10 protein-coding genes are annotated in these 12,393 nt (G+C 72.7%); 6 read left to right on the forward strand and 4 right to left on the reverse strand.

The annotated features are described in order from the left end of the window. The first annotated feature begins 15 nt into the window (after positions 1-15). From mtrA to hpf, 5 genes are all read left to right on the forward strand, one after another. A complete protein-coding gene (gene mtrA, locus PVK74_RS26305; protein WP_030501405.1) occupies positions 16-705 on the forward strand; it encodes an MtrAB system response regulator MtrA in 690 nt (229 codons plus the stop codon). A gap of 16 nt (positions 706-721) precedes the next feature. Then, complete coding sequence (gene mtrB, locus PVK74_RS26310; protein ID WP_420800509.1) at positions 722-2,473, forward strand: MtrAB system histidine kinase MtrB; 1,752 nt, start codon at positions 722-724, stop codon at positions 2,471-2,473. Continuing rightward, a complete protein-coding gene (locus tag PVK74_RS26315; protein WP_043326390.1) occupies positions 2,470-4,269 on the forward strand; it encodes an LpqB family beta-propeller domain-containing protein in 1,800 nt (599 codons plus the stop codon). The genes mtrB and PVK74_RS26315 overlap by 4 nt, the downstream gene beginning before the upstream one ends. A gap of 6 nt (positions 4,270-4,275) precedes the next feature. After that, positions 4,276-4,980, forward strand: coding sequence for a ComF family protein (locus PVK74_RS26320; RefSeq protein WP_043326388.1), 705 nt, complete (start codon positions 4,276-4,278; stop codon positions 4,978-4,980). A gap of 250 nt (positions 4,981-5,230) precedes the next feature. Continuing rightward, positions 5,231-5,875 (forward strand): ribosome hibernation-promoting factor, HPF/YfiA family, encoded by a 645-nt coding sequence (gene hpf / locus PVK74_RS26325; RefSeq protein WP_166457271.1) that lies wholly within the window; start codon positions 5,231-5,233, stop codon positions 5,873-5,875. Between the two features lie 45 nt (positions 5,876-5,920). Here the strand turns inward: hpf and PVK74_RS26330 are convergent, their stop codons facing one another. Together PVK74_RS26330 and PVK74_RS26335 are read right to left on the reverse strand one after the other, a co-directional pair. Further along, entirely contained in the window at positions 5,921-7,027 is a 1,107-nt protein-coding gene (locus tag PVK74_RS26330; RefSeq protein ID WP_274477457.1) for a GNAT family N-acetyltransferase, read from the reverse strand. After that, positions 7,024-8,181 (reverse strand): GNAT family N-acetyltransferase, encoded by a 1,158-nt coding sequence (locus PVK74_RS26335; RefSeq protein WP_274477458.1) that lies wholly within the window; start codon positions 8,179-8,181, stop codon positions 7,024-7,026. The genes PVK74_RS26330 and PVK74_RS26335 overlap by 4 nt, the downstream gene beginning before the upstream one ends. 169 nt (positions 8,182-8,350) lie before the next feature. Between PVK74_RS26335 and secA the strand changes: the two genes are divergently transcribed. Further along, entirely contained in the window at positions 8,351-11,248 is a 2,898-nt protein-coding gene (gene secA / locus PVK74_RS26340; RefSeq protein ID WP_274477459.1) for a preprotein translocase subunit SecA, read from the forward strand. A gap of 220 nt (positions 11,249-11,468) precedes the next feature. On the opposite strand, the gene PVK74_RS26345 is transcribed toward secA, so the two are convergent. Beyond that, the gene (locus PVK74_RS26345) at positions 11,469-12,047 is read right to left on the reverse strand and encodes an Rv3235 family protein (protein ID WP_274477460.1); all 579 of its coding nucleotides are present in this window, start codon (positions 12,045-12,047) and stop codon (positions 11,469-11,471) included. A 95-nt stretch (positions 12,048-12,142) separates the two neighbouring features. Continuing rightward, entirely contained in the window at positions 12,143-12,370 is a 228-nt protein-coding gene (locus PVK74_RS26350) for a helix-turn-helix domain-containing protein (protein WP_030501414.1), read from the reverse strand. Positions 12,371-12,393 lie beyond the last annotated feature (23 nt).

The following is a 12,393-nucleotide window of genomic DNA, read 5'->3' on the forward strand; positions in this document are numbered from 1 at the left end:
GGAACGATAAACCCCATGAGAGCCCGGGTACTCGTGGTCGACGACGACCCCGCCCTCGCCGAGATGCTCGGCATCGTGCTGCGCAGCGAGGGCTTCGTGCCGTCCTTCGTCGCGGACGGCGAACGGGCGTTGGCCGCCTTCCGCGACAACCGACCCGACATCGTCCTGCTCGACCTGATGCTCCCCGGCATGAGCGGCATCGACGTGGCCCGCGCCATCCGGGGCGAGTCCGGCGTGCCGATCGTGATGCTGACCGCCAAGAGCGACACCGTGGACGTGGTGCTCGGCCTGGAGTCCGGCGCCGACGACTACGTGGTCAAGCCGTTCAAGCCCAAGGAGCTGGTGGCCCGGATGCGGGCCCGGCTGCGCCGGGGCGAGGACGTGGCCCCGGAGATGCTGACGATCGGGCCGCCCGGCAACCAGATCACCATCGACGTGCCGGCGCACACGGTCAGCCGCGACGGCGACGAGGTGAAGCTGACCCCGCTGGAGTTCGACCTGCTGGTCGCGCTCGCCCGCAAGCCGCGCCAGGTCTTCACCCGCGAGGTGCTGCTGGAACAGGTCTGGGGCTACCGCCACGCCGCCGACACCCGCCTGGTGAACGTGCACGTGCAGCGGCTGCGCGCCAAGATCGAGCCGGATCCGGAGCGACCCGAAATCATCCTGACCGTGCGGGGCGTGGGTTACAAGGCGGGTACCGGATAGCCTGGTCAGCACTGTGGTGACCACCCCGCTGCCGGACACGCCGACCGCCGAGCCCCGCCGGCTCCACGCCGTGCGGGCGCTCTGGCTCGCCCTGAGCGGCCGGGTCGCCCGGCTGGTCGCCGCGGTGCACCAGGCCTGGCGGCGGTCGCTCCAGGTGCGTGTGGTCACCATCACGCTGGTGGCGTCGAGTCTGCTGGTGGGCGGTTTCGCCTACCTGATCGCCGACAAGATCACCAGCATCCTGCTGGAGAACGCCGAGACCGACGTGCGGCTGCGGCTGAGCAACGGCAGCGAGTACGCGGCGAAGCAGTTCAACCTCTACAGCCAGCCGCAGGAGGCGCAGCTCCAGAACACCATCGACGGCACGGTGAACTACCTGGCCGGCGGTGACCCGACGCAGACCAGCGGCGTCGTGGTGGCGATCACCGCCGACAACTTCGCCGAGTTCATCGAGCCGCGCACCACGCCCGAGGTGCCGGTGGGCACGGTGATCGGCGACGAGCTGCGGGCCGCCGTGGCCTCCGGCAAGGTCGCCCACCAGATCCGCACCGGGTCGCTCGGCGGCGAACGCACCAAATACCTGGTCTACGGCTCCCCGGTGCCCACCAAGTTCGGGCAGGTCGAGCTCTACTACCTCGTACCCCTGGCCCGGCAGGACGCGACGGCGGCCGACGCCCGGGCCACGGTGGTCGCCACCGGCGTCGCGCTCGTCCTCCTGCTCGGCCTGCTGGCCGCCCTGGTCACCCGCCTGGTGGTGACGCCGGTACGGGTGGCCGCGCGCACCGCGCAGCGGCTCTCCGCCGGCCTGCTCGACCAGCGCATGGTGGTGAACGGCGAGGACGACCTCGCCCTGCTGGCCGCCTCGTTCAACCAGATGGCGACGAACCTGCAACGGCAGATCCTCCGACTGGAGGAGATGTCCCGGCTGCAACGCCGGTTCACCTCGGACGTCTCGCACGAGCTGCGGACGCCGTTGACCACGGTCCGGATGGCCGCCGACCTGATCTTCGCCGAGCGGGACGAGTTCGATCCGGCGGTGGCCCGCAGCGCCGAGCTGCTCCAGGCCGAGCTGGACCGGTTCGAGGAGCTGCTCACCGACCTGCTGGAGATCAGCCGGTTCGACGCCGGTTTCGCGGTGCTGGACAGCGAGCCGACCGACCTGGTGCCGGTGGTGCACCGGGTCACCGAGCGGCTGGCCGGGCTGGCCGAGCGGGTCGGGGTCACGATCGAGCTGGACCTGCCGGACACTCCGGTGATCGCCGAGGTCGACCCGCGCCGCGTCGAGCGGGTGCTGCGCAACCTGGTCGGCAACGCGGTCGAGCACGGCGAGGCCAAACCGGTACGGATCACCCTGGGCCAGGACCGCAGCGCGGTGGCGATCACCGTGCGGGACCACGGCGTCGGCCTCAAGCCGGGGGAGGAGAAGCTGGTGTTCAACCGCTTCTGGCGGGCCGACCCGTCGCGGGCCCGGCAGACCGGCGGCACCGGGCTCGGCCTGTCGATCAGCCTGGAGGACGCCCGCCTGCACGGCGGCTGGCTGGAGGCGTGGGGCGCGCCCGGCCAGGGCGCCCAGTTCCGGCTCACGCTGCCGGCCCGGGCCGGGGACCGGCTCACCACCTCCCCGCTGCGGCTGGTGCCGGCCGACGCCACGGTGCCGTTCGGCGGTCCCCGCGACGGCGGCCTGCTCGCCATCGGCCCGGGCACCGACGCCGGAACGCTGACCGTGGAGCCCGCCACCGAAGGCGACCGGGCGGAGGTCCGGCCGTGAGCCGCCGCGCCCTGGCCCTGCTGCTGGCCGGCGCCCTGCTTCCGGCCGCGCTCGTCGGCTGCGGCATCCCGGGTGAGACAGACGTCCAGATCGACGGCTCGGTGCCGGCCGCGCAGGGCGGGGCGCTCAACGGCAGTCCGGCCCGGCCGCCCGAACCGGCCGACAGCAGCGAGCCGGTGCCGTTCATCGAGAACTACCTGCGGGCGGCGGCGGCCGGGGAACGCGACCAGGCGTACGCCCGGGCCCGGAAGTTCCTCGCCGAGGAGTCCCGCGACCTGCTCCCGGGCAAGCCGCAGACCAGCGAGGTCGAGTTGACCGTGGTGCGGCTGCGGGAGAAGCCGGAGAGCACGCCGCCGAACAACCAGGGCACCAGCACGGTGACGCTCAAGGTGCAGCAGGTCGGCGTGCTGCGGGCGGACGGCACGCTCGGGCCGCCGGTGGCCAGCGACACGCAGTACGTCTTCGAGCTGCGCCGCGCCGAGCCGGCCGGGACCGGGCTGCTGATCACCGAGGCGCCGAACGTGCTGCTGGCCAGCGACTCGGCGATGCGTGAGTACTACCGCCCCCGCACCGTCTACTTCTGGAACTCGGACCAGACCCGGCTGGTGCCGGACCAGCGCTACCTGCTCTCCTCGGCACCGACCGAGCGGCGGATCACCGAGGTGATGAAGTGGCTGGCGGACCGCCCCTCGGACTGGCTGGCCGCCGGCGTGACCGGGTTGCCCGACGGCACCCAGCTGATCAACAACGCGACCGGGACGGACGGGCACTGGGAGATCAACCTGAACATGCCGGGGGCCAACGAGCAGCGGCTGAACCGGCTCGGTACCCAGTTGGCCTGGTCCCTGTCGGACCTGGACGGCGTGGTCGACCTCAAGATCCAGAACCAGAAGCGGCTGACCGTCGACCTCCGGCGGGAGCGCGTCTCGGTCGTCGCGTACCCGCGCGGGGCGAACCCGATGCGGTTGGGCGTCTACGACGGCGCCGTACGCCCACTGGCGTTCGGCAACGAGCCGCGGGCCGCCGTGCCGCTGCCGCCGGAGGAGAACCGCAACGTGGTCTCCGCCGCGCTCGCCCGTGCCGAGGAACAGGTGCTGGCCGCGCTCGTCGTGACCGGCGCCGACAACCGCAAGCGGCTCAAGGTGGGCTCCGGCGCGGAGCCGGTGGCCACGCTCAACGCGAGCGACCGCACGTTCCGCGCGATGAGCCGCCCGACCTGGCTGCGGTCGCTGACCAAGGCCCGGCCGGGTGGCCTGGTGGCGGCAGACGGCAAGCTCTACCGGTTCGACGGGTCGGGCCGGATGAGCGAGATCGCGCTGTCCGTGTCCGGCCCGGTGACGGCGGTCGCCGGTTCCCTCGAAGGCCACCGGGTCGCACTGGTCAGCGGCGGCGCGCTCTACGTCGCCGCGGTCAGCGTCGACGGCGGCGTGGTCAACCTGGGACAGCCGCGCCGGGTGGCCACCCTGCTCACCGGCGTGACGGTGGTGGACTGGGTGGCGGAGAACGAACTCGTGCTGGCCGGCAACGAGGCGGACCGGCGTTCGGCGATCCACCAGCTCAGCGTCGACGGCGTGTGGGAGACCCCGCTGGCGGTGGAGATCGGCGCCCCGGTCACCCAGCTCGCCGGGTATCCGGGCGGCAGCGACCGGGGCCTGGCCGCGTTCTCGTTCATGTTCGAGACGGACGGGGCGGCCTGGCGGAACAACCCGTTCGACTTCGTCAAGCGGGAGCAGGTGCTCGACGTGCCGGCCGGCAGCCGGGCGACCAACCCGACCGCCCCGTTCTTCCTCTACTGAGCCGCCGTGCGTGACCTGGGCGGGCTCTGGTCGGACCTGACCGACCTGGTGCTGCCCGCCGGGTGCGCCGGCTGCGGCGGGGGAGCGGCGCGGCTGCGGCAGGGCTTCTGCCCCGGCTGCGTACGCGAACTGGAGTCGCTGCGCCCCGCGCCCACCCGGCCCGATCCGGCCCCGCCCGGCCTGCCGCCCTGTGTCGCGCTCGGCCCGTACGGCGGGGCGCTGCGCGAGGCGCTGCTCGCGTACAAGGAACGGGGCCGGCACGGGCTGGCCCGGCCGCTCGGCGCGCTGCTGGCGGAGGTGGTCGCCGAGGCGGTGGGGCCGCCCGGCCCGGTGACGCTGGTGGCGGTGCCGGACACGGCACGCGCCGCCCGGGCCCGGTACGGCGACCACCTGGACCGGCTGGTCCGCCCGGCGGCGTCCCGGCTGCGCGCGGCCGGCTGGCCGGTACGCGTGCTGCGACCGCTGCGGGCACTGTCCCGGCCCGACTCGGTGACGCTGGACAGCGCCGGACGGGCCACCGCGGCCGAGGCGGCGTTCCGGTTGCGCCGCCCCGTGACCGGACACCGCCCGGCCGGGACCGTGGTGCTGCTGGACGACATCGTCACCACCGGCGCGACGCTCGCGGCGGTGAGCCGGATGTTGCACCGCGCGGGAATGACGCCAAAGGCCGCGGCCGTGCTCGCCGCAACGCAAAAGCGGCACGTTCGGTGACGCTTCGTGTATCCGTTTCACCCCATGGTGTATGAGGTGTTAAATTCCGCAACCCCTTTCGGCAACCAGGGGTGACGGTTGGCGGTACAGGAGTTAGCGTTTCGGTGTCGGGGGTAGAGAGGATGCCAACCTTCCCCCGGCGCTGGAAGGAGGCGTAGCCGAACACCACCGGTCGACGCCGAGCGGGGCCCTCCCGGGCGGGTCGACCGGATTCTCCGGACCGAACGACCGTCCGAACAAGGGAGGTCACGTGGACATCGTGGTCAAGGGCCGTAACGTCGAAGTGCCGGACCATTACCGGGTGCACGTAGCCGAGAAGCTCGCGAAGATCGAACGCTACGACCAGAAGCTCATTCGCGTGGACGTCGAGTTGTTCCACGAGCGCAATCCACGCCAGGCGGACCACTGCCAGCGAGTGGAGATCACCTGTGTCACGCGCGGCCCGGTGATCCGGGCCGAGGCCTGCACGAGCGACTTCTACAGCGCGCTCGACGCCGCAATCGCCAAGTTGGACACCCGCTTCCGCCGCGCGGCGGACCGCCGCCGGGTGCACCGGGGGCGGCACGCGCCGATCTCCGTGGCCGCCGCGACCGCCGGACTGCCGGTGGCCGACCTCGACGGGCCCGGCCTGGCGGCGCGCGACGGCCACGGCGCCGCCACCGCCGTCGCCGAACGTCCCGACGAGGACGGTTACGTCGAACCCGACGACCAGCCGTGGCACATCGCCCGGGCGAAGGTCCACCCCGCCGATCCGATGACCGTCGACGACGCGCTGTTCCAGATGGAACTGGTCGGCCACGACTTCTACCTGTTCCAGGACAAGGAGTCCGGCCGCCCGAGCGTGGTCTACCGGCGGCACGCGTACGACTACGGGATCATCCAGCTCGACACGTGACCCCTTGACCGGTGAGACGGGCCCCCGCACGCGCGGGGGCCCGTCTCAGTTCTCGTCGGTGGCGAGCCGGCCGTAGACCACCGAGTCGACCCGGGCACCGTCCGGGCCGGGCAGCCGCCCGCGCAGCAGCCCTTCCCGCCGGAAGCCGGCCCGTTCCAGCACGCGCTGCGAGGCCACGTTGTCCGGCCGGGTGCCGGCCCAGAGCCGGGCCACCCCGATGCCGAACGCCCACCCGGCGACCAGCCGGACCGTACGCGCGGCCAGCCCGCGCCCGCGCGCCTCCGGCAGCAGGCTGTAGCCGATCATCGCCTGGCCGGTGGCGGGCTCGTCGTAGAACAGCGCGCACCCGCCGACGACAGCGCCGGTCACCGCGTCGACGATCGCCAGGTCGGCGGCCTCGCCGGCCAGCCAGCGGCTCGCCGCCAGCCGGCAGCGCCGCGCGAGCGCGGCCCGCTCCGGCGCCACCGGCGGCACCCGGTTCGCCACCACCTCCGGCAGCGAGTGCAGCCGGTGCAGCACGCCGGTGTCCGCCGGCCCCACCGGGCGCAGCGTCACCACGCCGTCGGTGAGCCGGCCGCCGGGCAGGTCCGGCAGCAGACGGGCGACCGGTCCCGGCGGGTCGTCGGCCAGCCGCACCCAGGCGATCAGATCCTCGCGTACGCCGCCCGCGCTCGCGCCCGCCGCCCGGCGTACGCCCTCGTGCCGGTAGCCGCAGGCCAGGGCGATGCGCTGGCTCGGCACGTTGTCGACGCGGGTGAGCAGTTCCAGCCGGGCCGCCCCGGCGGCAAACGCACGCTCGGTCAGCAGCCGGGTGGCGGCGCTCGCCACGCCCCGGCCGCGCGCCGCGGGACCCACCCAGTAACCGATCTCGTAGCTCGCCCGCTCCGCGCTGAGCCGGCTCAGACCGATGCTGCCGAGGAGCCGGTCGGTGGCCGGGTCGGCGATCGTGTACGCGGCCCCACCCGCCGCCCACGCCGCCGGCGAGCCCTCGGTGATCCACCAGCGGGCGGCGTCCTCGTCGTAGGGATCGGGCAGCAGAGGCATGAACCGGCGGGTCTCCGGGTCGGCGCACCCGGCCACCATGTCCGGCACGTCCCCAAGGTGGCACGGCCGCAGCCGTACGCCGTACCCCTCGATCGTCTCCGGCGTCACACCAGGTCCTCCGGCAGCAGCGCGCCGATCCACGCGTCCTGGCGCTCGCCGCGGTGCTGGACGCCGCCGCGCAGCGTGCCCTCGACGGTGAAGCCGGCCTTCTCGGCGGCCCGCCGCGAGGCGGTGTTGCCCACGTTGGCCCGCCACTCGATCCGGGCCAGGCCGAGCGTGGTGAAGCCCCAGGCGCACACGGCGGTGAGCGCGGCCGGCAGGTAACCCCGGCCGCGCGCGTGCGGCGCGGTCATGTAGCCCACGTCGGCCACCAGCGGGTCGTTGGGGAGGATGCGCAGGTCGATCGAGGCGACGTAGCTGTCGTCCGGGTCGGCCACGGCGAACGTCGCGGCGGTGCCCCGGGCCCAGGCCGGGCGGACCAGGTCGTGCAGGAAGCCCTCGGCGTGCTCCGGCCGGTACGGGTGCGGCACCGTGGTCCAGCGGATCGTCTGCTCGTCCTGGCAGGTGCGGGTCACCGCGGGCAGGTCGCGCTCCTCCAGCGCGCGCAGCCGCAGCTCGGTGTCCCCGGCGGTGGCGAACAGGACCGGCTGCGGGCGGCCGAAGACCGCCGCGCGGCGGGCCTGCAGCGTGTCCGGCCCGTAGGGGACCGGGTCGCCGGGCGCGGCCAGCTCGGCCGGGAACAGGGAGCCGATCCAGCCCTCCGGACGGCCGCCGGGGCTGGGGTGGGCCAGCCGCAGTTCACCCTCGACGCGGAAGCCGGCGCGCAGTGCGACCAGCCGCGAGGCGTGGTTGCCGATCTCGGCCTGCCAGGTGAGCCGGCGCAGCTTGAGCGCGTCGAACGCCCAGCGGGCGAGCGCGCGGGTGGTGCGGACCGCGACGCCCCGGCCCCGGGCCCACGGCGCGGTCCAGTAGCCGACCTCGGCCGAGTCCAGCTCGCGGTCCACGGAGACCAGGCCACACGAGGCGAGCAGCTCCCCGGTGCCGGCGTCGCAGACCGCGAACGGTGCGCCCGCGCCCTCGGCCCAGGCGGTCGCGCTGAACGTGGTCACGAACTCGGCGGCGTGCTCCGGCAGGTACGGGCGAGGTACGGTGGTCCAGCGCTGGATGTCCGGATCCTGGCAGGCACGGTGCACCGCGTCGGCGTCCGCCGCACGCCAGGGGCGCAGCAGCAGGCCGTCCTCGATGATCTCCACAGGCTCCATCCGAGCCATCGTGCCGGATCGTTCGCGCACGGCGTAACCCGATTAGCGGCCGGTGGCGCACGGTCGCGGCGTTATGTCGGGTTCCGGAGCCCGGACCGCCGCCACCAGTGACCATCGTCGCCTCCGAGCGCCTACGATGGTTCGAGACCGTCTAGGGGAGCGTTGATCCGTGTCGATTCTGGAAAAGGTCCTTCGCGCCGGCGAGGGGCGCATGGTGCGTCGGCTCAAGGCCATCGCGGCCGCCGTCAACTCGATCGAGGACGACTACGTCAACCTCAGCGACGACGAGCTACGCGGCATGACCGACCAGTTCAAGGAGCGGCTCGCTGACGGCGAGACCCTCGACGACCTGCTGCCCGAGGCGTTCGCGGTGTGCCGTGAGGCGGCCTCCCGGGTGCTCGGCCAGCGTCCCTACGACGTCCAGGTCATGGGTGGCGCGGCGCTGCACTTCGGCAACATCGCCGAGATGAAGACCGGTGAGGGCAAGACGCTCACCTCGGTCATGCCGGTCTACCTGAACGCGCTCGCCGGCAAGGGCGTGCACGTGGTCACCGTGAACGACTACCTGGCCGAACGCGACGCCGCCTGGATGGGCCGGGTGCACGAGTTCCTCGGCCTGCGCGTCGGCGTGGTGCTGCCCAACCGGCCCGCCACCGAGCACCGCGCGGCCTACGAGTGCGACATCACCTACGGCACCAACAACGAGTTCGGCTTCGACTACCTGCGCGACAACATGGCCTGGTCGAAGGACGAACTGGTCCAGCGCGGCCACTTCTTCGCCGTGGTCGACGAGGTCGACTCGATCCTCATCGACGAGGCGCGTACCCCGCTGATCATCTCCGGTCCGGCCGAGCACTCCGCCCGGTGGTACCAGGAGTTCGCCACCGTGGTGGCCCGGCTCCAGCCCGGCACCGACGGCGAGGGCGACTACGAGGTCGACTACGCCAAGCGCACCATCGCGATCACCGAGCGCGGCGTGGCCAAGGTGGAGGACCGCCTCGGCATCGACAACCTGTACGAGTCGGTGAACACCCCGCTCGTGGGCTACCTGAACAACGCCATCAAGGCCAAGGAACTCTACAAGCGCGACAAGGACTACATCGTCAACGACGGCGAGGTCCTGATCGTCGACGAGTTCACCGGCCGCATCCTGCACGGCCGCCGCTACAACGAGGGCATGCACCAGGCGATCGAGGCCAAGGAGGGGGTGGAGATCAAGCAGGAGAACCAGACCCTGGCCACCATCACCCTCCAGAACTACTTCCGCCTCTACGACAAGCTCTCCGGCATGACCGGTACCGCCCAGACCGAGGCGGGCGAGTTCAACAAGGTCTACAAGGTCGGCGTCGTGACCATCCCGACGCACCGGCCGATGGTCCGGCTCGACCGGCCCGACGTCATCTACAAGACCGAGAAGGCCAAGTTCAACGCCGTCGTCGAGGACATCGCCGAGCGGCACGAGCAGGGCCAGCCGGTGCTCGTCGGCACCGTCTCGGTGGAGAACTCCGAGATCCTGTCGCACATGCTGCGCCGCCGCGGCATCCCGCACTCCGTGCTGAACGCGAAGTTCCACGCCAAGGAGGCGGAAATCGTCGCCCAGGCCGGGCGCAAGGGCGCGGTCACCGTCGCGACCAACATGGCCGGCCGCGGTACGGACATCCTGCTCGGCGGCAACCCCGAGTTCCTCGCCGCGAACGAGCTGCGCCAGCGCGGGCTCGACCCGGTCGAGCAGCCGGAGGAGTACGCCAAGGCGATGGAGGAGATCCTCCCGACCTGGAAGCAGGCGTGCGACACCGAGGCGGAGGAGGTCGCCGCCGCCGGTGGCCTCTACGTGCTGGGCACCGAGCGGCACGAGTCCCGCCGGATCGACAACCAGCTGCGCGGTCGCGCCGGCCGGCAGGGTGACCCGGGCGAGTCCCGCTTCTACCTGTCGCTGCAGGACGAGCTGATGAAGCGCTTCCGGGCCGGCGCGGTCGAGGCGGTCATGGACCGCTTCAACATCCCCGAGGACGTGCCCATCGAGTCGAAGATGGTCACCCGTCAGATCAGGAGCGCCCAGGCCCAGATCGAGGGCCAGAACGCCGAGATCCGCAAGAACGTCCTCAAGTACGACGAGGTGCTGAACAAGCAGCGCCAGGTGATCTACGCCGAGCGCCTCCGGGTGCTCAACGGCGAGGACCTGTCCGACCAGGTCCGCAACATGATCGACGACGTGGTGACCGCGTACGTGGTCGGTGCGACGAGCGACGGCTACGCCGAGGACTGGGACCTCGACCAGCTGTGGTCCAGCCTCAAGCAGCTGTACCCGGTCGGCGTCACAGTCGAGGAGCTGGAGGAGGAGGTTGGTTCCCGCTCGGGCATCGACCAGGACTTCCTGCTCGCCCGCCTGAAGGAGGACGCGCACGCCGCGTACGACAGGCGCGAGGAGAGCCTCGGCGAGGAGGCGGTGCGCCAGCTCGAGCGGATGGTCCTGCTCCAGGTGATCGACCGCAAGTGGCGCGAGCACCTCTACGAGATGGACTACCTGCAGGAGGGCATCAGCCTGCGGGCGTACGCCCAGCGCGACCCGGTCATCGAGTACCAGCGCGAGGGCTTCGACATGTTCGCCTCCATGATGGACGGCATCAAGGAGGAGACTGTCGGGTTCCTCTACAACCTGGACGTGCAGGTCGAGGAGGCCGAGCCGGAGGCCGAGGAGGTGCAGCTGCTGGAGAAGCCGGTGGAGATCCGGGCGAAGGGTCTCAACCGCGCGCCGCAGCAGCAGGGCCTGCAGTACTCCGCTCCCGCCGTGGACGGCGAGGCCGGTCGCGGCGCTCCGGTGATCGAGCGGCCCGAGCAGCAGGCGCCGGCGCTCGGCATCGGCCAGCAGTCGGAGCGCCCTGCCGCCGCCGGGCCGCGCCGGGCTCCGGCCGGTGCGAGCGGCCAGGCGGTCGCGGCGAGCACCGCCCGGCGGGCCGCCCCGGGCCAGGTCGACGGCGGCGAGGGCCCGTCCCGTAACGCGCCCTGCCCGTGCGGCTCGGGCCGCAAGTACAAGCGCTGCCACGGCTCGCCCAACGGCGGCAACTGACCCCCCGAACGCCCACGACGGGCCCCGGCCTCCCGGCCGGGGCCCGTCGCCGTCCCTGGGTTCCCCCGGGGCCCTCGCTCTCTCCCGCGATCTTGCAGTTTCGGCCCTCATCATGCCCGATTCATGCCGTTATCTACGGGACGGAAGTGCAAGATCGGCGCCGGTGGAGGCGCGGGTGGCCGCGGCGCGGTCGAGCCGGGTCGGGGGGCCACGACCGGGCTCAGAGGACGTCCAGGACGAGGCACAGCCAGGTGCCTCGGCGGCGTTCCAGGCGTATCGCAACGGCCCAGCTCGTGCCTCCGACGCCGGCGAACACGGCGGTGGCCTCGACCGCGCCCGCGCGGGGCTCGCAGACCCGCAGACGCCGCAGGAGCAGAGTCGGCCGGGCGGTACGGCGGCGGACCGGGGTCACCCGGCGGGCTGCTCGGGTCAGCTCGGCCGCGACCGGGCCGGCCGACTCGGGCACGCAGAGCGGCCGGAGCTGGCCGGGTGGCCGGAAGCCGTTGACGATCTCCAGGAAGGTGCGGACGAACCGGTGTGCGGCCCGCGTTCCCTCGGGTGCGGCGGACGCGAGGGCTGACGCGGGGGTGCCGGTCCAGCGTGGCCAGGCGGGTGCCGGGTCCGGGGCGCGGCCGGCGGGGCGTGCGGCGGCATCGCGGCGCGGATCGCTCAGGTCGAGGGTGAGCTGCCCGACGGGACTCCACAGCGGCTCCTCGTCGACGCACGGCGGGTCGAGTGGCGGGGCGGGCCGGAGACGGACCGGCGGGCGGGGTGCGCGGGGACGGCGGGTGTCGACCATCTCGAATCCTTGCGTTTGCCTTCGTTTGCCTCCGACAGGGCTTCATCTTCCCGGAATGGCGTCACCGGCGTCAATGGCCGACGGTCCTCGGGTGGTCACTCCTCGTCGCGCTCACCGAGCGGGTTCCCGCGTACCCACTCCGCCGTCTCGGCGTACTTCCGCTCGATGTATTCCTCCAGCCGGGAGCGCTCGACCCGCCACTGCCCCCGACCGCCGATCTTGATCGCCGGCAGCTCGCCACTGCGAACCATGTGGTAGACCTGCGAGTCCGAGACGTTCAGCTCGGCGGCGACGTCGGACAGCAGCAGGAACCTCGACTCCACGGTGACTCCCGGGGTTGGCTTCG

Source organism: Micromonospora chalcea, from assembly GCF_028768405.1.
GTDB lineage: Bacteria > Actinomycetota > Actinomycetes > Mycobacteriales > Micromonosporaceae > Micromonospora > Micromonospora chalcea.

What these genes read in the sequence shown, in the direction of transcription:
- mtrA (WP_030501405.1), top strand. Translation starts at nt 16, where the DNA reads ATGAGAGCCCGGGTACTCGTGGTCGACGACGACCCCGCCCTCGCCGAG.
- PVK74_RS26335 (WP_274477458.1), bottom strand. Translation starts at nt 8,181, where the DNA reads ATGGAGCCTGTGGAGATCATCGAGGACGGCCTGCTGCTGCGCCCCTGG.
- PVK74_RS26345 (WP_274477460.1), bottom strand. Translation starts at nt 12,047, where the DNA reads ATGGTCGACACCCGCCGTCCCCGCGCACCCCGCCCGCCGGTCCGTCTC.